The organism is Amycolatopsis sp. NPDC049252 (assembly GCF_043197175.1).
Lineage (GTDB): Bacteria > Actinomycetota > Actinomycetes > Mycobacteriales > Pseudonocardiaceae > Amycolatopsis.
The window spans coordinates 16,444-38,026 of the sequence record NZ_JBICSQ010000079.1; the positions used below are offsets into that span (position 1 = coordinate 16,444).

General features: G+C 72.8%; 21 protein-coding genes and 1 riboswitch. Of the genes, 6 read left to right on the forward strand and 15 right to left on the reverse strand.

What is annotated here, in order from left to right:
* Positions 1 to 16: 16 nt before the first annotated feature.
* The gene (locus tag ACGFMK_RS40835) at positions 17 to 661 is read right to left on the reverse strand and encodes a hypothetical protein (protein WP_392774840.1); all 645 of its coding nucleotides are present in this window, start codon (positions 659 to 661) and stop codon (positions 17 to 19) included.
* Between the two features lie 220 nt (positions 662 to 881).
* Here ACGFMK_RS40835 and ACGFMK_RS40840 point away from each other — a divergent pair, with 220 nt between their 5' ends.
* The 3 genes from ACGFMK_RS40840 to ACGFMK_RS40850 all read left to right on the forward strand — a co-directional run bounded on the left by ACGFMK_RS40840 (position 882) and on the right by ACGFMK_RS40850 (position 2,632).
* The gene (locus ACGFMK_RS40840; protein WP_392774842.1) at positions 882 to 1,823 is read left to right on the forward strand and encodes an acyl-CoA desaturase; all 942 of its coding nucleotides are present in this window, start codon (positions 882 to 884) and stop codon (positions 1,821 to 1,823) included.
* A 115-nt stretch (positions 1,824 to 1,938) separates the two neighbouring features.
* On the forward strand, positions 1,939 to 2,235 hold the full coding sequence (locus ACGFMK_RS40845; RefSeq protein ID WP_392774844.1) for a hypothetical protein: 297 nt from the start codon (positions 1,939 to 1,941) through the stop codon (positions 2,233 to 2,235).
* A gap of 160 nt (positions 2,236 to 2,395) precedes the next feature.
* A complete protein-coding gene (locus ACGFMK_RS40850; protein WP_392774845.1) occupies positions 2,396 to 2,632 on the forward strand; it encodes a hypothetical protein in 237 nt (78 codons plus the stop codon).
* Positions 2,633 to 2,652: 20 nt separating this feature from the next.
* Here ACGFMK_RS40850 and ACGFMK_RS40855 read toward each other — a convergent pair whose 3' ends face one another.
* On the reverse strand, positions 2,653 to 3,582 hold the full coding sequence (locus ACGFMK_RS40855) for a methylenetetrahydrofolate reductase (protein WP_392774847.1): 930 nt from the start codon (positions 3,580 to 3,582) through the stop codon (positions 2,653 to 2,655).
* On the reverse strand, positions 3,579 to 5,906 hold the full coding sequence (gene metE / locus ACGFMK_RS40860) for a 5-methyltetrahydropteroyltriglutamate--homocysteine S-methyltransferase (protein ID WP_392774849.1): 2,328 nt from the start codon (positions 5,904 to 5,906) through the stop codon (positions 3,579 to 3,581). Before metE ends, ACGFMK_RS40855 begins: the two co-directional genes overlap by 4 nt.
* A 114-nt stretch (positions 5,907 to 6,020) precedes the next feature.
* Positions 6,021 to 6,267: riboswitch (cobalamin riboswitch) on the reverse strand.
* A gap of 81 nt (positions 6,268 to 6,348) precedes the next feature.
* Between metE and ACGFMK_RS40865 the strand changes: the two genes are divergently transcribed.
* Positions 6,349 to 6,930: a methyltransferase family protein gene (locus ACGFMK_RS40865; RefSeq protein ID WP_392774851.1), complete on the forward strand. Its 582-nt coding sequence runs from the start codon at positions 6,349 to 6,351 to the stop codon at positions 6,928 to 6,930.
* Positions 6,931 to 6,935: 5 nt separating this feature from the next.
* On the opposite strand, the gene ACGFMK_RS40870 is transcribed toward ACGFMK_RS40865, so the two are convergent.
* From ACGFMK_RS40870 to ACGFMK_RS40880, 3 genes are all read right to left on the reverse strand, one after another.
* Positions 6,936 to 7,196, reverse strand: coding sequence for a hypothetical protein (locus tag ACGFMK_RS40870; protein ID WP_392774853.1), 261 nt, complete (start codon positions 7,194 to 7,196; stop codon positions 6,936 to 6,938).
* Between the two features lie 12 nt (positions 7,197 to 7,208).
* A complete protein-coding gene (locus tag ACGFMK_RS40875; RefSeq protein ID WP_392774855.1) occupies positions 7,209 to 9,143 on the reverse strand; it encodes a potassium transporter Kup in 1,935 nt (644 codons plus the stop codon).
* A gap of 132 nt (positions 9,144 to 9,275) precedes the next feature.
* On the reverse strand, positions 9,276 to 9,671 hold the full coding sequence (locus ACGFMK_RS40880; protein WP_392774856.1) for an STAS domain-containing protein: 396 nt from the start codon (positions 9,669 to 9,671) through the stop codon (positions 9,276 to 9,278).
* A gap of 133 nt (positions 9,672 to 9,804) precedes the next feature.
* On the opposite strand from ACGFMK_RS40880, the gene ACGFMK_RS40885 reads away from it, so the two are divergent.
* Positions 9,805 to 10,614, forward strand: coding sequence for a class I SAM-dependent methyltransferase (locus ACGFMK_RS40885; protein ID WP_392774858.1), 810 nt, complete (start codon positions 9,805 to 9,807; stop codon positions 10,612 to 10,614).
* Positions 10,615 to 10,750: 136 nt separating this feature from the next.
* Positions 10,751 to 13,978, forward strand: a complete 3,228-nt coding sequence (locus ACGFMK_RS40890; protein WP_392774860.1) for a TIM-barrel domain-containing protein — start codon at positions 10,751 to 10,753, stop codon at positions 13,976 to 13,978.
* On the opposite strand, the gene ACGFMK_RS40895 is transcribed toward ACGFMK_RS40890, so the two are convergent.
* From ACGFMK_RS40895 to ACGFMK_RS40935, 9 genes are all read right to left on the reverse strand, one after another.
* Positions 13,969 to 14,310, reverse strand: coding sequence for a nuclear transport factor 2 family protein (locus tag ACGFMK_RS40895; RefSeq protein WP_392774862.1), 342 nt, complete (start codon positions 14,308 to 14,310; stop codon positions 13,969 to 13,971). The genes ACGFMK_RS40890 and ACGFMK_RS40895 overlap by 10 nt on opposite strands.
* 13 nt (positions 14,311 to 14,323) lie before the next feature.
* Positions 14,324 to 15,166 (reverse strand): SDR family NAD(P)-dependent oxidoreductase, encoded by an 843-nt coding sequence (locus tag ACGFMK_RS40900; protein ID WP_392774864.1) that lies wholly within the window; start codon positions 15,164 to 15,166, stop codon positions 14,324 to 14,326.
* 57 nt (positions 15,167 to 15,223) lie between these two features.
* Entirely contained in the window at positions 15,224 to 16,225 is a 1,002-nt protein-coding gene (locus ACGFMK_RS40905; protein ID WP_392774866.1) for a proline racemase family protein, read from the reverse strand.
* Positions 16,225 to 17,136 carry a dihydrodipicolinate synthase family protein gene (locus ACGFMK_RS40910; protein ID WP_392774867.1) on the reverse strand — a complete coding sequence of 304 codons (912 nt, stop codon included), beginning with the start codon at positions 17,134 to 17,136 and terminating at the stop codon, positions 16,225 to 16,227. Before ACGFMK_RS40910 ends, ACGFMK_RS40905 begins: the two co-directional genes overlap by 1 nt.
* A complete protein-coding gene (locus tag ACGFMK_RS40915; protein WP_392774869.1) occupies positions 17,123 to 18,574 on the reverse strand; it encodes an FAD-dependent oxidoreductase in 1,452 nt (483 codons plus the stop codon). The genes ACGFMK_RS40910 and ACGFMK_RS40915 overlap by 14 nt, the downstream gene beginning before the upstream one ends.
* The gene (locus tag ACGFMK_RS40920; RefSeq protein ID WP_392774871.1) at positions 18,571 to 18,825 is read right to left on the reverse strand and encodes a (2Fe-2S)-binding protein; all 255 of its coding nucleotides are present in this window, start codon (positions 18,823 to 18,825) and stop codon (positions 18,571 to 18,573) included. Before ACGFMK_RS40920 ends, ACGFMK_RS40915 begins: the two co-directional genes overlap by 4 nt.
* On the reverse strand, positions 18,822 to 19,988 hold the full coding sequence (locus ACGFMK_RS40925) for an NAD(P)/FAD-dependent oxidoreductase (RefSeq protein WP_392774873.1): 1,167 nt from the start codon (positions 19,986 to 19,988) through the stop codon (positions 18,822 to 18,824). Before ACGFMK_RS40925 ends, ACGFMK_RS40920 begins: the two co-directional genes overlap by 4 nt.
* Before the next feature lie 50 nt (positions 19,989 to 20,038).
* Positions 20,039 to 20,644: a helix-turn-helix domain-containing protein gene (locus ACGFMK_RS40930; RefSeq protein WP_392774875.1), complete on the reverse strand. Its 606-nt coding sequence runs from the start codon at positions 20,642 to 20,644 to the stop codon at positions 20,039 to 20,041.
* Between the two features lie 71 nt (positions 20,645 to 20,715).
* Positions 20,716 to 21,583, reverse strand: an 868-nt coding sequence (locus ACGFMK_RS40935) for a M24 family metallopeptidase (protein WP_392774877.1), incomplete at its 5' end; no start/stop codon positions are given.

Genomic DNA, 21,583 nt, shown 5'->3' on the forward strand with positions numbered 1-21,583 from the left:
TGTCCAAAACGGACGATCAGGTGCGCGTGGTCAGGTACGGTCCGGGATCGTCGCCGGCCCGGGCACCGCTGTCGAGCCAGCGGCGGAACCCGCGGCGGTCCCGTTTCTCGAGTTCGTCGAGGTAGCTCTGCCGGCGCTGCACGACCTGGCGGAACGCGCCCGGGTCGGTGGCGAGGCGCAGCTGGAAGTAGCTGCGCCGCCAGGCCGCGCACAGCTCTTCCGTGCCCATCTCGGCGACCGGCACGGACGGCGGCGCGGGGAGCGTGACCGCGGCGAGGACGTCGTGCGGGTCCGGCCCGGCGGCGAGGCTTTCCCGGAGTCCCCGCCGGCGGCGGTTCCCGGCCCAGAGCCCGGCCACGGCGAGCAGGAGCAGCACGGCCGTGGTGACACCACCGCCGAGCGCGGCCAGCAGACCGGCGATCGCGAGGCAGCCGGCCACGAACGCCGCGGCGGTGGCCACCCCTGCCGGCAGTTCGGGACCGCCTCCGCCGACCTGACGGCCGCGCCGGAACCGAGGCGCACCGAACGCGACGAGTACCCCGGCCGCCAGACCCGCGAGGCTCCAGCCGATCAGCGCGTCCGGCGGCGTGTGCAGCGCCCCGACCGCGGCCAGGAAACCGGCCGGGACGACCAGAAGCAGACCTGCTGTCCGTGCCGCCATGCTGTTGTGCCTCGCCGTCCGGGTCGGGCGGGGGCCGGCCGGCCCGCGCCGCGGAACCACGATGCCGGGGTCCGGGGCTTCCGCCTCACTATAGCCCCGCGGCACAAGCGAAACCGCCGGATGGACGGCTTCGGCGTATCATCGGAAGGATCAGCGCCCGGAGCGCCCAGACCCTGCATTCGCGACGACCCGACCACCTGTCGCCAAGAGCAGGATCCCCATGACCACAACGGAAGCCCCCACCCGGTACCCCTCGGGGCGCAAGCCCTTGATCTCCGGCAGGCATTCGCGCGGTGAGCTGATCACCATCCGGGTCTTCCTCCTCGCGCCGTTCCTCGCCCTCCTCTCGGTCGTGGTCCTGGTGTGGGGCTGGGGGCTGAGCTGGCTCGACATCGGTATCGCCACGGGCTTCTACGTCGTGACGACGCTGGGTGTCACGGTCGGCTACCACCGCTGCTTCACCCACGGCGCGTTCACCGCCACCCGCGCGCTGCGGATCGCGCTCGCGGTCGCCGGCGGCCTGGCCGCCCAGGGCCCGGTGCTCGGCTGGGTCGCCGACCACCGGCGCCACCACGCGTTCTCCGACCGCGAAGGCGACCCGCACTCCCCCTGGCTCTACGGCACATCGCCGCTGGCGCTGGCGCACGGGTTCTGGCACGCGCACCTGGGCTGGCTCTTCGGCCGCGACAAGACCAACATCGCCCGGTTCGCCCCGGACCTGGCGGCCGACCCCGACATCCGCGCCGTGGACCGGCTGTTCCCGCTGTGGGTCGCCGCCACCGTGCTGGTTCCGGCCGCCCTCGGCGGGCTGATCGGCGGTTCGTGGTGGGCCGCGCTGACCGCGTTCCTCTGGGCCGGGCTGGCGCGGGTTTCCCTGCAGCACCACGTCACCTGGTCGGTCAACTCGATCTGCCACCTGGTCGGCACCCGGCCGTTCGCCAACCGCGACCGCTCCGCCAACTTCTGGCCGCTGGCGATCCTGTCGATGGGCGAATCGTGGCACAACTCCCACCACGCCGACCCCACCTGCGCCCGCCACGGCGTGCTGCGCGGGCAGGTCGACGTCTCCGCCCGCGTCATCCGGATCTTCGAACAGCTCGGCTGGGCGACCAAGGTCCGCTGGCCCACACCGCAACGGCTCGCCCGGCTGTCGGCGCGCTGAACCACCTGCCTGGCTGAACCCCCGCCGGCGGGCAGCGGCCTAAGCTGGAAGACCACGCCCCGGACCCCGGCGACCGACCAGGTGCGCCGCGCGCACCGGGAGCGAAGGGCCACCGGTGGACCACGAGGAGACCCCGCACCGTGCTTGGCCGGCTCGCCACGGCGGTGGCTACCCGCCCGGCTGGTACGTCTGCTACCGCCACCGCGCGCGGCCGGCCTCGTGCGCGGACCCGGAGTGGCACGAGCGCTTCGGGACCGTCGCCGGGCGCAGCCTGCGCGACGAGCACACCAGCACCACCTGGGTGCCCGTGCGCCCCCACGGCTGCCCGAGCGACACGCCGGTCAGCCTGGTGCGGGCCACCGACATCCTCGACGCGCGCCCGCCCGCTCCCCACGACCGGGCCCGGACGTGAGCACACAACCCGTTTGCCACCCCCGCGCACCGGCCGGGAGGACTACATTCGCGGACCCGGGTGCCGCGAACACCCGGCCCGGCCGCCCCAGCCCCCGGCGGCGTCCATCCAGTTCGAGTGAAGGGGCTGCCATGACGTTCCGACCCCACAGCCCGCGCCGATGACCGGCCCACGGGAACTGCCGGGCGCGGACCCGTTCGCGCTGAACCGTGAACAGCGGCGCCAGGCCGCCCGCGTCGTCGCCTCGACCGCGCACGACGCCGACGACTGCGGATTCCTGCTCGACGTCCTCGGCCTCGCCGCCGCCGACGGCCTCACCACGGCCGACACGCCACCTGTCCACACCCCGAAACTCCTCGGCCGGCGGCGAAACACCGCCCAGCCGAGGAGACGGTGACGTAGCCGGCTTCGGGAGCATCACCCGAACACCGGGAGCTCGGCGACGACCTCCGTGGTGGCCTTGGCGAAGTTGAACGTGATGAAGTGCAGCCCCGGCACCCCTTCGGTGAGCAGCCGCCGCGCGAGCAGGATCGCCTGCTCGATGCCGAGCGCCCGGACCGCCGCCGGGTCGTCGGCGACGGCGGCGAACCGTTCCGCCAGGTGCGGCGGGAACGGCGCGCCGGACAGCTGCTCCGAACGGGCGATGGTCCGCATCGTGGTGACCGGCATCAGCGCCGGGATGACCGGCGTGTCGCAGCCGGCCGCCGTCACCCGGTCGCGCAGCCTCAGGTAGTCGTCGGCGTCGAAGACCATCTGGGTGATCGCGTAGTCCGCGCCCGCCCGGCACTTCGCCACGAACCGCCGCGTGTCCTCCTCGGTGCTCGCCGAGCGCGGATGCCCGTGCGGAAAGGCCGCCACGCCCACGCAGAAGTCGCCGTGCTCGCGCAGCAGCGTCACGAGTTCGCTCGCGTAGCCGAGGCCGTCGGGGTGGCGGACCCACTCCCCCGTGACGTCGCCGGGCGGGTCGCCCCGCACCGCCAGGACGTTCACGACCCCGGCGTCGGCCAGTGCCCCGACGAACGACCGCAGCTCCCGGACCGGATGGCCGACGGCGGTGAGGTGGGCGACCGGCAGCATCGTGGTCTCCCGGGCGATCCGCGCGGCCACCGCGACGGTGTTGTCCCGGGTCGACCCGCCCGCCCCGTAGGTGACCGACACGAAACCCGGGTGCAGCGACTCCAGCTTGCGGACGTTCTGCCAGATCCGCTCCGCGTCGTCGGTTTCGCGGGGCGGCATGAACTCCAGCGAGAGCACCGGCGCGCCGGCGGCCAGGCGGTCGCGGACTCGCGCGGGGCCCGCGGCGGGCGGGGTGACCGCCCGCCGCGGGGAAAGCCGCCCGCTCGTCATGAGCGCGTCCTCAGCTGCTCAGTGGCCTCGACCAGGTTCGCCAGGGTCGCCCGCACCTCGGCGTAACCGCGGGTCTTGAGACCGCAGTCGGGGTTGACCCACAGCCGGTCGGCGGGGAACGCCGCGACGGCCGTGCGCAGGTGCCCGGCGATCTCCCCGACCGACGGCACCCGCGGCGAGTGGATGTCCCAGACACCGGGGCCGGCCTCGTTCGGATACCCCGCGCGGGCGAGATCGGCGACGACGGCCATGTTCGAGCGGGCCGCCTCCAGGCTGATCACGTCGGCGTCCAGGTCGACGATCGCCCGCAGGACGTCGCCGAACTCGGCGTAGCACATGTGCGTGTGGATCTGGGTGTCGTCCCGCACGCCCGCGGTCGCCAGGCGGAAGGAGTCCACGGCCCACTCCAGGTACGCGGCGCGGTCGGCGGTGCGCAGCGGCAGCGTTTCGCGCAGCGCCGGTTCGTCGACCTGGATGACCGCGATCCCGGCGTTCTCGAGGTCGGCGACCTCGTCGCGCAGGGCGAGCGCGACCTGGCGGCCGGTGTCGCCTTCGGGCTGGTCGTCCCGCACGAACGACCAGGCGAGCATGGTGACCGGGCCGGTCAGCATGCCCTTGACCGGCCGCTCGGTCAGGCTCTGGGCGTAGGTGGCCCACTCGACGGTCATCGGCTCCGGCCGGGAGACGTCCCCGACGATCAGCGGCGGCCGGACGTACCGGGTGCCGTAGGACTGCACCCAGCCGTGCTGGGTGGCCACGAACCCGGTGAGCTGCTCGCCGAAGTACTGGACCATGTCGTTGCGCTCGGGCTCGCCGTGCACCAGCACGTCCAGGCCGAGCCGCTCCTGCTCGGTCACGACCGCGCGGACCTCGGCGCGCATCGCCTCGCGGTAGGCGTCCTGGCCGAGCCGGCCCGCCCGCAGCGCCGCGCGAGCCTGGCGCAGCTCCGAGGTCTGCGGGAACGAGCCGATCGTGGTGGTCGGCAGCTCCGGCAGCCGCAACCGGTCCTGCTGCGCCAGGTGGCGCTTGCCGTACGGGCTGACGCGGCGCAGGTCGGCGTCGGTGACCGCGGCGGCCCGTTCCCGGACGGCGGGCACCTGCACGATCGGCGAGGCCGCCCGGGAAGCCAGGCGCCCGGCGTTGACGCGCAGGACGTCGCCGATCGCAGAGCGGTCTTCGGTCAGGCCGCGGCGCAGCGTGACGATCTCCTCGAGCTTCTGCCGCGCGAACGACAGCCACCCGGCGATCTCGGGATCCAGGTCCGTTTCGAGGGTGACGTCCAGCGGCACGTGCAGCAGCGAGCAGGACGCGGCGACGTCGACCGAACCGGCCAGGCCGAGCAGCGTGCCCAGGGTGCCCAGCGCGGCGGTCAGGTCCGCGGCCCAGATGTTGCGCCCGTCGACGACCCCGGCGACCAGCCGCTTGTCCCGGATCCCGCCGGCGGCGGCCAGGCCCTCGAGGTTGGCCGCGGCGGTCCCGGTGAAGTCCAGCGCCAGGCCCTCCACCGGCGACGAGGCCAGCACCGGCAGGGCGTCCCCGAGCCGGTCGAAGTAGGACGCGACCAGGATCTTCGGGCGCTCGGTCGCGGCGGCCAGGGTGGCGTAGGTGTCGGCGACCCCGGCCAGCACGTCCGCCGGCTGGTCGGTGACGAGCGCGGGCTCGTCGAGCTGCACCCACTCCGCGCCCGCCTCGTGCAGCTGCCGCAGCAGGTCGGCGTAGAGCGGGACGATCCGGTCGAGCAGGTCGAGCGGCCGGAACCCGCCGGTGGCGGTGGGGTCCTTGGCCAGCAACAGGAAGGTGACCGGGCCGACGAGCACCGGCCGGGTGGTCACCCCCTGCGCCAGCGCTTCGGCGAACTCGGCGAGCGGCTTGGCCGCGTTCAGGGTGAACGTGGTGTCCGGCCCCAGTTCGGGCACCAGGTAGTGGTAGTTCGTGTCGAACCACTTCGTCATCTCCAGCGGCGGCGCGTCCGCGGTGCCGCGGGCCATGGCGAAGTAGCGGTCCAGCTCACCGGCCGGGGTGGTGGCGTCCGGGACGGCGGCGACGTGCCGCTCAGGCACGGCGCCGAGCAGGACCGAGGTGTCCAGCACGTGGTCGTAGCACGAGAAGTGGTTGCCCGGGATCTCGTCGATCCCGGCGTCGCGCAGTTCGGCCAGGGTCCGCAGCCTGAGGTCACGGGCCGTGCCCAGCAGGGCATCGGCGTCGACGCGGCCCTTCCAGTACGACTCGACGGCCTTCTTCAGCTGCCGGCCGGCACCTTGGCGCGGGTAGCCGTACACGGTGGCGCGGCTGGGTGTCGTCGGGAATGTCGTCGGGGATGTCACGGGGCTCTCCTTCGCGAGTCCACGTGGACCTGCGGGAGGCACGACAAGGCGCGACCGTCGCCCGGTCGCGGCTCGGCGAGGACCTGCCCACGAGGTCGCGGCCAGCACCCCGCGGTCACGGGGTGCGCAGCGGGCAGGTCTTCGGACTCGTGGGCGTTCGAGCTCTTTCCTACTGGCCGTCGCTTCCCAAGCCGGGTGGCTCAGTGCTTGTCCTCGCTCGTTCTCGCTCGTTCCTCGAGGACGGACGGCGTTCGTTCCCACTCACCGCTGCGGGGCAGTCCCGGATTCACACCGGGTTCCCTCTTTCCTCGGTCACCGCGGTCGTGCGTGCGGATCCCGAACCTGCTGCCCCGTCACTGTAGCGCCTCCCGCTGGGAGGCAGGCGGTACAGCGCTTTCGCCGCCTGCCCGGCCGGATCGCCGTCTCCGCGCATAATGGTGCTGTGCCCGCGCCTTTCGGAGAGCTGCCGGACGTGGCCCGCGTGGTCCTGGCCATCAGCGTCGGCGCCTTCTTCGCGGGCGAACTCGTCCAGTCGTTCCGCACGCGGCGCGGCGCGAAACTCGTCGACGTGCGCGCGGAACTCGTCTTCCGGGTGCTGTTCGTCGGGGCGATCCTGTGGTGGCCGATCGGGCGGGCGATCGTCCCGGCCGCCGGCATCGGGGGCGGCGCGTGGCCGTTCGGGTTCGTGCTCGGCTGGCTCGGGCTGCTCCTGCGCTGGTGGTCCTTCGTCAGCTTGGGAAAGTACTTCACCGTGACGGTGCGGACCAGCGAAGACCAGCCCGTCGTGGACCGCGGCCCGTATCGGGTGCTGCGCCATCCGAGTTACACCGGCCTGTTGCTCGTCTTCGCCGGCGGGGGCCTGATCTCCGGCAACTGGGTCAGCGCGGCGGGCGCGGTCGTGGTGCTGCTGCTCGCCCTGGTTCACCGCCTCCGCATCGAGGAGCGCGCGCTGGGCGAAGCGCTGGGCCACCGCTACCGGCGGTTCGCGGCGCACCGCGCCCGGCTCGTCCCCTACGTGTGGTGAGCGGGTCACTCACCTTCCAGCTCGGCCAGCTGCTCCGCGGCCGTCTGGCTGCCCTCCTCGGCCAGGCGGCGCAGTTCGCCGAGGTCTTCGCGCTCGGTCGCGAGCTCGATCAGCAGGTCGACGGCGTCCGGCTTCCCCGCCGCGGCCCACGTGCGCAGCTCTTCGGCGTCGCCCCGCTCCGCGGCCAGCTCGATCAGCTGGTCGACGGCGTCCGGGTCGCCGGCCGCGGCCTGGCCACGCAGGTCCGTCAATTCCGGATCGGTCATGCCGGCTCCTGACTAGACGTCGATGCGGGAACCCATGATGACCGTCCGGTCCCGGGGCAGGCCGAAGTACTCCGCGGCGTCCGCCGTGATGTAGGAGGTGGCGATGAACAGCCGTTTGCGCCAGCCCGCCATCGTGGGTGCCGTCCCGCGCTGCAGCTCGATCTTCGACAGGAAGTAGGACGCCTCGTCCAGCTGCAGCCGGCCTTCGGTGGCGGCCGGGTCCAGCAGGGCCAGGGCCGCGGGCACGTCCGGCGTCTCCATGTAGCCGTACCGGGCGGTGACGAAGACGATCCCGTCGTCCTTGTGCCCCAGGCCTTCGACGCTCACTCGCTCCCCATCCGCGACCCGCGGGACCGGCTCCGTCTCCAGCGACATGATGACGACGTGCTCGTGCCGCACGTGGTTGTGCTCGGCGTTGGCCCGCAGCGCCAGCGGCGCCGTCGCCCCGCCCCGGTTGAGGAACACCGCCGTGCCGGGCACCTGCTGCGTCGGGGTGTCCCGGTTGCGCAGCTGCTCGACGAACTCCCGCAGCGAGCCTTCGTGGCGTTCCCGTTCGGCGGTGACGATGTGGCGGCCCCGCTGCCACGTCGTCATGATGGTGAACACCGTCAGGCCGATCAGCAGTGGCAGCCACGCCCCGTGCACCAGCTTGGTCAGGTTGGCCGCCACGAAGAGCAGGTCGACGCTCAGCAGCACGGCCGCGCCGGCGCCGATCAGCCACCGCGGTGTCCCCCACTTGGCCCGGGCGACGTAGAAGAACAGCAACGTCGTGATGGTGATCGTCCCCGTGACCGCCATGCCGAAGGCGAACGCGAGCGCCGTCGAGCTGCGGAAGGCGAAGACCAGCGTGAGCACCGAAACCAGCAGCAGCCAGTTGATCCACGGGACGTAGATCTGCCCGCGCTCGGTCTCCGACGTGTGCGCGATCCGCAGCCGCGGCAGGTACCCGAGCTGGGCGGCCTGGGCGGTGACCGAGTAGGCCCCGGTGATCACCGCCTGGGAGGCGATCACCGTGGCCGCGGTGGCCAGCACCACCATCGGCAGCCGCCCCCACGACGGCACCAGCAGGAAGAACGGGCTGCTGACGTTCGCCTGGTCCTCGAGGATCAGCGCGCCCTGCCCGAGGTAGCTGAGCACGCAGGCGGGGAACACCAGGAACAGCCAGCCACGGGTGATCGCCCGCCGGCCGAAGTGACCCATGTCGGCGTAGAGGGCCTCGGCGCCGGTCACGGCGAGGACGACGGCCGCCAGCGCGAAGAACGCGATGTCGAAGTGCCCGGCCATGAACCCGATGGCGTAGGTGGGCGAGAGGGCCTTGAGGATGTCCGGGTGCTCGGCGATCCCGGCCACGCCGCACGCGCCGACGACGACGAACCAGGCGATCATGACGGGCCCGAACACCCGCCCGACCGCGGCGGTCCCCCGCCGCTGCACCAGGAACAGCCCGATGATGATCACCACGGTGATCGGCACGATCCAGGCGTCGAGCGAACCCGAGACGACCTTGAGGCCCTCCACCGCGGACAGCACGGAGATGGCCGGGGTGATCATGCTGTCGCCGAAGAACAGGGCGGCGCCGAAGATGCCCAGCCCGGCCAGCAGGACGGCCGCGCGCTTGCCGCGCTGCGAGCCGAGGCGGCGCAGCAGGGTGATGAGCGCCATGATGCCGCCCTCACCGTCGTTGTCCGCGCGCATCGCGAGCAGCACGTAGGTGACCGTGACGATGATCGTCACCGACCAGAAGATCAGCGACACCACGCCGAACACGTTGCCGGTGCTCACCGGCACCGGGTGCGGGTCGGCCGGGTTGAAGACCGTCTGCAGGGTGTAGATCGGGCTCGTGCCGATGTCCCCGAACACCACGCCGAGCGCCCCGACCACGATGCCCAGCCGCACCGAATCCCGCACGTGCGACGGCTTCTCCGCCGTGGTCGTCTCCTCGCTCACGCACCCCTCCTCCGGCCTGGCAGGCCCGCCCCAGCGGACCCTACCGGTCCACTGTGGCCGGACGCCGGACGTCCGGGGCCGGCACGAGAGGCAGCGCGCCGGGTTTTACGAAATCTTAGCGTCCCCGTGTGCTCATCCGGCGTCCTGGAGGCCGGCCGCGAGCAGCTCCCGCAGCGCGTCGGACAGCGACGCGAACATCGGGACGCCCGCGGCCAGCCCGGTGATGCGGAACAGCCGGGCGAGCGTCCTGCTGCTCGCGACCAGCCCGAAGCGCCGTCCTTCGACGCCGGCCCGTTCCGCGGCCGCCGCCAGGGCGCGGGCGCCGGCGAGGCCGACGAACGCGATCTGGGTGAGGTCCACCAGCGTCGTGCCCGGCGGGGTCTCCCGCAGTTCGCGCTCCAGGATCGGGACGGTCAGGGTGTCGATCTCCCCGGCGAAGGTCAGGACCAGCAGGCCCGGGCGGTACTCCGTCCGGCGGGCCGCGAGGGGCCGTCCGGCCGGGACGGGGATCGGTGGCTGAGGGGACACGGGTTCGGCGGGCCTTCCGCGCCGGTGGCCCGGCGTTCGCAGGGTGGTGATCAAGGACGGGATCTTGATACCCAAACTCCCGGCGGGGAAACGCGCTTTCCGGGGGTGATCCGGCCGTTCTAGGGTCGGCACCGTGACCACGTGGAGCTGGGATCCTTCGCTGTACTCCGGCAGCGCCGCCTACTACGCGCGCGGCCGCGCCGGATATCCGCAGGCCATCGCCGAGGCCCTGTCCGCCGAGCTGGAGCTGGACGGGTCGGGCCGCCTGCTCGACGTCGGCTGCGGGCCGGGGTCGCTGACCTTGCTGCTGGCCGGCTGTTTCGAAGAAGCCGTCGGCCTGGACGCCGACCCGGACATGCTCGCCGAAGCGGCCCGGCTCGCGTCCGAGGCCGGGATCGGCAACTGCCGGTGGCTGCACCGCCGGGCCGAGGACCTCCCGGCCGGCCTGAGCGGGTTCCGGCTGGTCACCTTCGCGCAGTCGTTCCACTGGCTGGACCGCCCGCGCGTCGCCGCGGCCGCGCACGGGATGCTGGCCGCCGGCGGCGCCTGCGCCCACGTCCACGCCGCGACGCACGAGGGCGCCGGAGACCTCGCACCGCCGCACGACGCGATCACGGACCTCGTACGGCGGTACCTCGGCCCGGTCCGCCGCGCGGGCCAGGGCGTACTCCCCGGCGGCACGGCTTCGGGCGAGGCGGAGATCTACCGTGCGGCCGGCTTCCGCGGACCGCGGCGGCTCGAGGTCCCGGGCCCGGTCGTCACCCGGGACGTCGACGACGTCGTCGCCGCGGTCTTCTCGCTGTCCAGCTCGGCGCCACACCTGTTCGGCGACCGGCGCGAAGAGTTCGAAACCGAGCTGCGGGAACTCCTGGGGCACGCGAGCCCGAGCGGGACGTTCAGCGAGCGGCTGCGGGAGATCGCCGTCGACGTCTGGCGCCCCTGAGCCGTTCGGCGGCCGCGGTGCGCCAGATCGCCGGACACATCCCGGCCGGGCTCTGGACAGCCGTCGAACGCCTGTGCTCTGATCACTACGGCCAGATTTACAACGTTGTAAGCGGTCCGGGGAACGGAGCAGCCCGTTGGCATCGAACAGGTGGCGGAGGTCGTGCGCGGTCGTCGCGGTCGTGAGCACGGTGGCGGCGTTGACCGTGGCGGCGTCGGTTCCGGCGGCGGGCTCGTCCCGGCCGCGGACGGTGACCGCGGGTGACGCCCGCTTCCAGGTGCTCTCGCCGACGCTGATCCGGACCGAGTACGCCGCCGACGGCAAGTTCCTCGACAGCCCCACCTACACCGCGATCGGGCGGGACGGCTTCGCGCCCACGTCGTTCACCTCCAGCACCTCGGGCGGCTGGCTGACGATCAAGACGAGCGCGGTCACCCTGCGGTACCAGGTCGGCTCGGGCCCGTTCACCGCCCAGAACCTCGTGGTGCAGGAGAGCGCCGGGACGACGCCGGTGACGTCGACGCCGTGGCAGCACCTGACGTGCACGGCCGGGGCGCTGTGCGAGGCGGAAGACCTGTCCTACAACGGGTTGGCCGTCGCCTCCGACCACACCGGCTACACCGGCGGCGGGTTCGTGGCCGGGTTCGAGGGCACGGGCAACTCCCTGTCCGCCGACGTCGACGTCACCACGGCGGGCCAGTACCGCTTCGACGCGCGGTACGCCAACGCCGTCGCGGGCGACGGCCAGCACGTCACGCGCACCCTGTCCCTGTCGGTCGACGGCGGGGCGAGCACGACCGTGTCGCTGCCGGTGACCGCGAACTGGGACACGTGGAGCGTGGCGTCGGTCCCGCTGCAGCTGGCCGCGGGACGGCACACGGTCACCTTGACCCGCACCGCCGCGGATTCGGGCAACGTCAACGTCGACAGCGTCGCCCTGCTCAGCCCGGACGCGAGTTACCCGCCGCCGTCGGCGAAGGCGATGCTCGACTGCCGGTTCGGGGTCGACTGCGAGGCCGAGTCCGCCCGCGCCGCCGGGTCGGCGAAGCTCGCGTCCGACCACGCCGGGTACGCCGGCCCGGGCTTCATCGCCGAGCTGAACCAGGGCTCGAGCCTGACCCAGCGCGTCGTCGCCGTGCCCGCCGACGGCACCTACGCGCTCCAGGTGCGCTACGCCAACGGCACCGGTGGCGACGGCCTGCACCAGACGCGCACGGCGACCGTGTCGGCCGGGGGCGCCACCCAGGTGCTTTCCCTGCCCGCGACGAACGACTGGGACACGTGGAGCACCGCGTCGGTCCCGGTCGCGCTCAAGGCCGGCACGAACGACGTCACCCTCGGCTGCCCCGACGTGGCCAGCTGCCACGTCAACCTGGACACCCTCGCGGTGACGCCCGCCGGCGCACCCGCCCCGGCCCCGCACCTCGCGCTCGGTGGCTACCGCCGCGGTCTCGACGGCGTGAACGGCGACAACGGCGACCCGAAGACCGTTCCCGGCCTGCTGTACCAGGACGGCTGGTACCTGCTCGACGACTCGCGGTCAGCCGGCTACAACCCGAACACGAAGAAGGTCACCCCGCGCGGCGACCACGGCGGCAAGGCCTACCGCGACGGTTACGTCTTCGGGTACGGCCACGACTACAAGCGGGCCCTGGGCGATCTGGCCACCCTCACCGGGCCGCCGCAGCTGCTCCCCCGCTGGGCCTACGGCATCTGGTACTCGGAGTACTTCGACCGCACCGCGGCCGACTACGAGAACACCATCGTGCCCCGGTTCCGCGCGGAGGGCGTCCCGCTGGACGTCCTGGTCACCGACACCGACTTCAAGGCGCCCGACACCTGGAACGGCTGGGAGATCGATCCCGCGAAGTTCCCCGACCCCAAGGCGTTCTTCGACTGGTCGGCATCCCAGGGGCTGCACAACACGCTCAACACGCACCCGAGCATCCGCAGCACCGACCCGCAGTTCGCGCAGGCGCAGGCGACGGCCAAGGGCAAGCTGACGAAGTCGGCCAACTGCGGCTCCGGCGGGGGTGGCGGCGACTGCTACACCTTCGACTGGGGTGACCCGGACCAGCTGAAGGCCTACCTCGACCTGCACCGGACGATGGACCAGCAGGGTGTCGACTTCTGGTGGCTGGACTGGTGCTGCGACGGCTCGCAGTCCTCTTTGGACGGTGTGACGCCGGACGCGTGGATCAACCAGCAGTACGCCGACGACTCGGCCGCGACGCTCGGACGCGGGTTCGTCATCTCCCGCGCCTACGGGTCCCTGCAGTCCGGCGGCTACAGCAACCCGGCCGGCGTGCCGACCGGGCCGTGGGCCGACAAGCGCTCGACGATCCACTTCACCGGCGACACGTCCTCCACCTGGGGAACGCTGCGCATGGAGGTCGGCTACACGCCGGGTGAGGCCGCGGCCACCGGGATGTCCGCGGTCAGCCACGACATCGGCGGGCACAACGACACCACCGGCCTGCCGGGTTCCGAGACGGACCCGTCCGGCCGGCACACCGTCAAGCTGCCGGACGACCTCTACGCGCGCTGGGTGCAGCTCGGCACGTTCCAGCCGATCGACCGCCTGCACAGCAACCACAGCGACCGGCTGCCGTGGCAGTACGGGCCCGAGGCGAAGGCGTCGGCGACGAAGTTCCTCAACCTGCGCGAGAACCTCGTCCCGTACACCTACACCCTCGCGCAGCAGGCGGCCACGACCGGCGTCCCGGTGACGCGGCCGCTCTACCTCGACTATCCCGAAGAGGCGAACGCGTACCGGCTGGCCGGCAGTGAATACCTGTACGGGCCGGACATGCTGGTCGCCCCGGTCACCACGCCGGGCACCACCGCCACCACGAACGTCTGGTTCCCGCCCGGTACGTGGACGGACTACTTCACCGGCAAGACCTACGCCGGCGGCACGACCCAGGCGATCACCACCGACCTGAGCACGATGCCGGTGTTCGTCAAGGCCGGCGGCATGGTGCCGAGCCGGGCGAAGAACGTCACCGACGACGTCCGCAACCCGCTCGACGCGCTGACGCTCACCGTCGCCGAGGGCGCTTCGAGCACCTTCACCCTCTACGACGACAACGGCAGCAGCGGCCGGAGCGCGACCACCGAGGTCCGCTACACCGCGGGCAACCACACCGTGCGGATCGACCCGGCCGACGGGTCGTTCCGCGGTCAGGTACGGGACCGGCGGTGGACCGTCGCGTTCCTCGGGGCGACCGCGCCGAAGGCGGTCACCGTCGGCGGTGATCGGCTGGCGCCCAGCGCGTACCACTGGGACGCCGCGACCCGCACCCTGACCGTGACGCTGCCCCCGCGGAACGTCCACACCCCGGTGACGGTCGCCTACCGGTGAGGTTCGATCACCAGCCGCGCGACGCGGCGGGTCTCGTCGAGGGTGAACCGGTGGTCCAGGTCGACGAGCCCGCCGGGGAAGTTCCCTTCGACGCGGCAGGTGACGAGCGCCTCGGTGTCCGATGTGGACTTCGCCGACAGCGGGGTCGTGGTGAAGGTGTAGTCGCCGGCGGGGCGGTCGAGCCAGGCGCGAACGGCGGTCACACCGTCGTGGCTCGCACCGTCGTCGGTGACGTGCGCGCCGGCGGCGAAGGCGACGATCGCGGCGGTCCGGTCACCGGCGATGGTCAGCGCGAGGTAGGCGCGGACGGCGTCCGGGAGGTCTTCGAGCACGGGAGTTTCCTTTCTAGGCCGCGTCGGGGAAGTCGACGCCACGGGACACGGCTTCGTCCGCGCGGACGGCGTCGAGGGTCTGCTGGAGCTTGGACGTGACCTTGTCGAAGGCCGGCCCGCCGAGCACGAGCCGGTGCGGCGGGTCCGGCCGTTCCATGGCGGCCAGCACCGCCCGCACACCGCGTTCGGGGTTCCCCGGCTGACGCCCGTCCTGCTCGACGAAGGCGTCGCGGACGGCGTCGAGCAGCGGCTCGTAGGCGTCGACGGTCTCGCGGACCGGCTCCCCGGAGAAGCCGGCGTAGGCGTGCGTCCGGAACGCGCCGGGCTCGACCAGCAGGACCTTGACCCCGAACGGCTCGACCTCCTGGCGCAGCGCGTCGGACAGCCCTTCGACCGCGAACTTCGCCGCGCTGTAGAAACCGAAGCCCGGGACGGCGTCCATCCCGGCGGCCGACGACATCGTGACGACCCAGCCGCGGCCGCGGGCGCGCATGGCCGGCAGCACCTCGCGCAGCACCGTGACCACGGAGAAGAAGTTCAGCTCGAACGAGCCGCGCACGACGTCGTCGGCCGTGCCTTCGACCGAGCCGTACCAGCCGCGCCCGGCGTTGTTGACCAGCACGTCGATCTCGCCGAAGTGCGCCCGCGCCTCGGCGACGGCCCGCCGCACCTCGTCCGGCGCGGTGACGTCCAGCCGCACCGCGTGAGCGCGCTCGCCGTGCTCGGCCACCCACTCCTTCAGCTCCTCGGGACGCCGGGCCGTCAGGACGACCCGGTCGCCCGCCTCGAGCGCGGCCTCGGCGTACGCCATCCCGAACCCGCCCGGCGTGCCGCCGGTGATGAACCAGTTCCGCACGTTCCCACCTCCACTACAGACGTTATAGCGTCGACTATAACACTTGTAGCGCACGGCTCAGAGAACGAACCCCGTCGGGAACGGGTCGGACGGGTCGAGCAGGTAGGTGGCCGTGCCGGTGATCCACGCGCGGCCCGAGAACTCCGGGACCACCGCCGGCACGCCGCCGACCGTGGTCTCGGCGACCAGCTCACCGGTGAACGTCGTGCCGATGAACGAGCTGTTCTCGAACGGCGTGTGCAGCGGCAGCTCGCCGCGGGCGTGCAGCTGGGCCATCCGCGCCGACGTGCCGGTGCCGCAGGGCGAGCGGTCGAACCAGCCCGGGTGGATGGCCATGGCGTTGCGCGACGCGCGGGCGTCCGAGCCCGGGGCGAGGAACTGGACGTGCTTGCAGCCGCCGATCAGCGGGTCGGCCGGGTGCTTCGGCGGCCGCTGCTCGTTGATCGCGTCCATGATGGACAGTCCGGCGTTCAGGATCCTTTCCTTCTCCGCCCGTTCGAACGGGATGTCCAGTGTGGACAGTTCGAGGATGGCGTAGAAGTTCCCGCCGTAGGCCAGGTCGTAGCGCACCTCCCCCAGCCCGGGCACCTCCACCACGGCGTCCCGCTCGGCCAGGAACGACGGCACGTTGCGGAGCTTGACCCGCTCGGCCCGGCCGTCGCGCACGGTGACCTCGGCGTGCACCAGCCCGGCGGGCGTGTCGAGGCGGACGACGGTCGTCGGCTCGGTGACCTCGACCATGCCGGTCTCCATCAGCACCGTGGCGACGCCGATCGTGCCGTGGCCGCACATCGGCAGGCAGCCGGACACCTCGATGTAGACCACGCCCCAGTCGGCGTCCGGGTGGCACGGCGGCTGCAGGATCGCGCCGCTCATCGCGGAGTGGCCGCGGGGCTCGTTCATCAGGAACAGCCGCAGGTCGTCGAGGTGCTCCAGGAAGTACCGGCGGCGCTCGGCCATCGTGTCACCGGGGATGACGGCGACCCCGCCGGTCACCACCCGCGTGGGCATGCCCTCGGTGTGCGAGTCGACGGCGGTGATCGCGCGCGAGGACCGCACTACGCCACCCCCAGCGCGCTCAGCGCGCGGTTCATGTCTTCGGTGACCTGCGCGCGGTTATCGTCGGTGAGCGGGCCGCGCGGCGGGCGGCACGGGCCGCCGTACCGGCCGACGAGGTCCATGCCCAGCTTGATGGCCTGGACGAACTCGGTGCGCGAGTCCCAGCGGAACGCGGCGACCAGCGGCTCGTAAAGCGTTTTCGCCTCGGTGAGCTTGCCGGAGGTGGCCAGGTCGAACAGGCGCGCCGACTCGGCGGGGAAGACGTTCGGGAAGCCGGCGAACCAGCCGGTGGCGCCCATCAGCAGGCTCTCCAGCACGACGTCGTCGGCGCCGCCGACCACCGCCAGCTCCGGGGCGCGCTCGCGGATCTCCAGCACGCGCCGGACGTCACCGGAGAACTCCTTGACCGCCACGACGTTGTCGAGCTGCGCGATCTCGGCGAGCAGGTCAGGTGTGAGGTCGACCTTGGTGTCGAAGGGGTTGTTGTAGACCATGACGGGCAGTCCGACCGAGGCGACGGCCTCGAAGTGCGCGAGGACTTCGCCGCGGTTGGCGCGGTAGAGCGTCGGCGGCAGGCAGAGCAGGCCGTCGGCTCCGTCCTCGGCGGCGGCTTCGGCCCACTGCCTGGCCTGGTGCGCGCCGGGCCCGTGGACGCCGACGACCACGATGCCGTCGTCCCCGACGGCCTCGATCGCGGTGCGGGCGACGCGGCGGCGTTCGTCGTCGGTGAGCGAGGAGTACTCGCCGAGGGAGCCGTTGGGCCCGACGCCGCGGCAGCCGTTGGCCACCAGCCACCGGCAGTGCTCGGCGTAGGCGTCGTAGTCGACGGCGAGCCCGGCGGGCGCCGCGTCGTCGGCCCGGTAGGGCAGCGCGGTGGCGACGATGACGCCACCGAGGTCACGGGTGCTCATGGGACTCCTCGAGTTCGGCGAGTTCGCCGAGCCGGATCGGCTGGGCGATCGGACGGTGGTGCGATGCGGTACCCCCGCAGAGTTCGGCGACGGCCGGGCCGCACATCCGGCCCTGACAGGGCCCGAGCCCGGCGCGGGTGCGGAGCTTCAGAGCGTGCGGCCCGGCTTGGACCGGATCACCGGCGGCCTCCCGCAGTTCGGCGACGGTGGTTTCCTCACAACGGCAGACGATCGTGCCCGGCCGCAGCCACCCGACCCAGGCGGCACCGATCGGATGAGCTGCCGCCAGCCTCCGGGCGAACTCCCCGGTGTGGTCCCTGGCAACTCGCAGCTTCCGATCCGCGGCACCCCCGGCAGCCACCCGGCCCGCAACAGCCCCCTCCGCCGCAGCGGCGACAGCCCCACCGATCCCGGTGACCTCCCCGGCGGCGAAGACCCCTCGGACGGTGGTGCGCTGATCGCGGTCGACACGCACAAAGCCCCCGTCGAGGTCGCATCCCGCAGCGACGGCGAGTTCGAGCTGCGGGACAAACCCGTGCCCGACGCAGACGGCGTCGACTCGGTAGGTCCGTTCGGTGCCCTTGACGACCGACCAGTCGGGGTTCACCCTCGCGGTGACCACTTCCCGGACACGATCGTCGCCTTTGGCTTCGACGACGGCGCGGCCCATGCGGTAACTCACACGATGCCGAGCGAGGGTTGCCGCATACCTGATCAGTTCCCCGGCCTTGCCGGCGTGGCGAACCAGCCGCCAGGGTCGCCGCGACCATCCTTTTCGGACGGTCCTCGCGGTGTTCGACTCAAGCACAGCAACAACTTCGGCACCGACCCTGAGCAGCGACTCGGCAACGGGCAGCAGAAACGGCCCGCTCCCGGCAACAAGCACCCGCCGCCCGACCGCGACCCCCTCCCCTTTGGCGAGGGCTTGGGCCGCCCCGGCGGTGAAGACGCCGGGGAGCTGCCACCCGGGAAAGGGCAAGGTCCGATCGTGCGCACCGGTGGCGATGACCAACGCATCGGGACTGAGGACGAGCCGCTCCCGGGCGGAGCCATCGGCGGGTCCGCGAAGCACATGAACCCGCGGCGGCCGATCGGCGCTGAGGTGATTTGTGCCGGGACTGTCAGCTTCGAAGTGGTCCGCGCCGAGCCCACCGACACCGGCGCGACCCGCGTCGATCCGATCGGCTTCCGGGTGCTCCAGCGCCCAGACCGTGCTGTTCGGCCACCACCGGCAGCGCGGGTGCTCCAATACCCGCCGTCGTTGGGTGAAGGCTGCCGGGGTCCGGTCCTCGTACGCCTCCGGGAGCGTCCGGTAGTACTGCCCACCAGGCACGTCGGCCTGGTCGAGGACCGTGACCTCCGCACCCGCGCGCAACGCCTGCTCGGCCGCGGCCAGACCCGCCGGACCGGCGCCGATGACGACCACGTGCCGAGTCATGCGTCCTCCTCGCGGGTCTGGGTGCGGATCTCGTCCCCGTCCGCCGCGCGGCGGCGGCAGGCTCGGACGTCCGGGACTCCGTTCACCGTCACCACGCAGTCGAAACACACGCCGATGCCGCAGAACACGCCGCGGGGTGCGCCCGATCGGGTGGTGCGCCACGCCGAGCGTCCCGCGGCCAGCAGGATTCCCGCCACCGTCTGGCCCGCGATGCCCGCCACCGGCTCGCCGTCCACCGTGATGTGGATCATGCCAGCACCGCCGGACGGTCCACAGTGAACTCTTCCACCGGACACGACACAGCAGCTCCGGTCAGCATTTCCCGCAACACCAACGCCGTCCCCACGCTCAGGCCGATGCCCGCGCCCTCGTGGCCGGTCGCGTGCCACAGGTTCGGCAGCCGCGGATCGGGGCCGACGACCGGGAGGTGGTCGTCGACGTACGGGCGGAACCCGCCGTACGCCCGCATCACCGCCGCGTCCGCCAGGGCCGGGAACAGGCGCAGCGCCTTGTCCGCGATCGCGCTCAGCACGTCCGGCCGCAGCGTGTCGTCGAACCCTGCCTGCCGCCGGGACGAGCCGATCAGCACCGTGCCGCCCCGCGTCGACTCCACGACGGCCGACGTCTGCAGCGCACCGCTGTCGGCCCCGACCGCGCCGACGTAGTCCGCGTCGTACACCTTGTGCCGCACCACCCCCGGCATCGGCGTGGTCACCAGCACCTCCCCCCGGCGCGGCCGGACCGCGATCGGGGCACCGAGCCGCTCGGACACGATCCCCGCCCACGGTCCCGCCGCGTTCACCACGACGTCGGCGTCGAGCACCGCGCCCGGCACGCGGACGCCGGTGATCCGCCCGCCGGCCACGACCGCGCCGATCACCTCGGTGTCCGCCCGCAGCCGCGCGCCGTGGGCGAGGGCCGAGCCCAGCAACGCCAGCGCCGCGCCCGCGGGCTGGACCTGCGCGTCCTCGGGGTAGTGGACGGCCGCGACCACCGAACGGGTCAGCGCGGGCTCGAGAGACGCCACTTCGTGAGCGGTCAACGACTTCGTGACGACGCCGGCCGCGGCCTGGGCCTCGGCGAACGCCGTGAGCGCGGCGGCCCCGGCCGACGTGGTGGCGACGACGATGCCGCCCTTGGCGTCGAACTCCGCCGCGGCCGCGGCCCGCGGGTCCTCGGCGGCGATTTCGGCGATCACCCGCGGCCACAGCCGGTTCGACAGCTGGGCGAGCGCCAGTTCCGCGCCCGGCGCCTTGTCGGAGACGAGCAGATTGCCTTCGCCGTGCGACGTGGTTCCCCCGGCGGGACGGCCACGGTCCACGACCACCACGTCGAACCCGGCGAGGCTCAGCTCACGGGCGCACGCGGCGCCGACGACACCGGCCCCGAGCACCACCACCCGCGTTCCGTTCATCGACCCTCCGCGTTCGTCAAACCGAACGCTAGATTCTCCGACCGGCCGTGTCAACGCCCGGTCGGCAGCACCGGGTGCGGCCGGCCGTCGAGCCGCTCGTCCGCGCGGTACTGCAGCAGCAGCACCGAGTGCACCGGTGCCTCCAGCGCGGTGTAACAGTGCGGCTCGCGGGCGTCGAACGCGACGTAGTCGCCGGGGCCGACGTCGACGGTGCGGCCGGCCACCTCCACCCGCAGGCTGCCGGTCTGCACGACGGTGTGCTCGATCCCGACGTGCCCCTGCGACCGCTGCGGCGCGTCCCCGCGCACGACCTGGTCGTAGACCTCGAAGACGCCGTCGCCGGCGTCGATCCGGCGCAGCGGGCGCAGGTCGACGCCCTCCCCGCGGAGCACCTCGACGTCCGCCCCGCGCACCACCGTGAGCGCACCGCCCGCGCGGTGGTCGAGCAGGTCCGAGATGGCCACCTCGAGCACCCGCGACAGGCTGAACACGGTCTCGATCGTCGGGTTGCCACCACCCGACTCCAGCTGGGAGAGCGTGGCCTTCCCGATCCCCGACCGGCGGGCCAGCTCGGACAGCGAGAGCCCCCGGGCCGTCCGCGCGGCCCGCAGGTTGACCGCCAGCATGTCCCGGATTGACGGCGAGCCGTCCTCCACCGCAGCGTCCCTTCGTTCGACAAACCGTACGATCGGTGAAGCACAACGTTCGCTTTACCGATCGATGGCCATCATGCCACGCGGACCCAGGCCTCGACCTCCTCGGCGGTCGAAGGGAACGAAGAGGACAGCAGGTCGTACCCGGCCGCGGTGACCACGACGTTGTCCTCAATGCGGACGCCCAGGCCACGCAGTTCCGGCGGGACGGTGAGGTCTCCCGCGTGGAAGTACAGGCCCGGCTCGACGGCCAGCGCCATCCCCTCGGCCAGCTGCCCCAGCCGGTAGGCGGCCGGGCTCGAGGCGGCGCAGTCGTGGACGTCCAGCCCGAGGAAGTGGCCGGTGCCGCAGACGATGTACCGGCGGTGGTGCTGCCCGTCCGCCGCCAGCGCCTCGTCCACCGACACCGGGAGCACGCCCCAGTCGTGCAGCCCCCTCGCCAGCACCTCCAGCGCCCTCGCCTGGAACGCACCGAAGTCGTGGCCCGCGCGGACCTCGGCGAGCGCGGCGAGGTGGGCCGCGTGCACCAGGCCGTAGACGTCGCGCTGGGCCGTCGTGAACTCCCCGGACACCGGGAAGGTGCGGGTGATGTCGGCCGTGTACAGCGAATCCAGCTCGACACCCGCGTCCAGCAGCACGACGCTGTCCTCGGCCACGGGCCCGTCGCAGCGCGTCCAGTGCAGCACCGGCGCGTTCCGCCCGGCCGCGACGATCGACGTGTAGCCGGGGCCGGTGCCCTCCGTGCGGGCGCGCCGGTCGAACGTGCCCTGCAGCCAGCGTTCCCCGCCGCCGCGCACCGCCTCCGGGAGCGCGGCGAGCACGTCGGCGAACCCGCGGGCGGTGGCGTCGACGGCGGCCCGCAGCTGGCCCACCTCCCAGTCGTCCTTGATCCGGCGCAGCTCCGCGAGGACCGTGCGCAGCCGCTCGCTGTGGCCCTGCCCG

Excerpts from the sequence above, each read along its gene's own strand:
- ACGFMK_RS40920 (WP_392774871.1), bottom strand. The coding sequence starts at position 18,825 with ATGATCCACATCACGGTGGACGGCGAGCCGGTGGCGGGCATCGCGGGC.
- ACGFMK_RS40910 (WP_392774867.1), bottom strand. The coding sequence starts at position 17,136 with ATGAGCACCCGTGACCTCGGTGGCGTCATCGTCGCCACCGCGCTGCCC.
- ACGFMK_RS40850 (WP_392774845.1), top strand. The coding sequence starts at position 2,396 with ATGACCGGCCCACGGGAACTGCCGGGCGCGGACCCGTTCGCGCTGAAC.
- ACGFMK_RS40870 (WP_392774853.1), bottom strand. The coding sequence starts at position 7,196 with ATGACCGATCCGGAATTGACGGACCTGCGTGGCCAGGCCGCGGCCGGC.
- ACGFMK_RS40835 (WP_392774840.1), bottom strand. The coding sequence starts at position 661 with ATGGCGGCACGGACAGCAGGTCTGCTTCTGGTCGTCCCGGCCGGTTTC.
- ACGFMK_RS40855 (WP_392774847.1), bottom strand. The coding sequence starts at position 3,582 with ATGACGAGCGGGCGGCTTTCCCCGCGGCGGGCGGTCACCCCGCCCGCC.
- ACGFMK_RS40915 (WP_392774869.1), bottom strand. The coding sequence starts at position 18,574 with ATGACTCGGCACGTGGTCGTCATCGGCGCCGGTCCGGCGGGTCTGGCC.
- ACGFMK_RS40925 (WP_392774873.1), bottom strand. The coding sequence starts at position 19,988 with ATGAACGGAACGCGGGTGGTGGTGCTCGGGGCCGGTGTCGTCGGCGCC.
- ACGFMK_RS40840 (WP_392774842.1), top strand. The coding sequence starts at position 882 with ATGACCACAACGGAAGCCCCCACCCGGTACCCCTCGGGGCGCAAGCCC.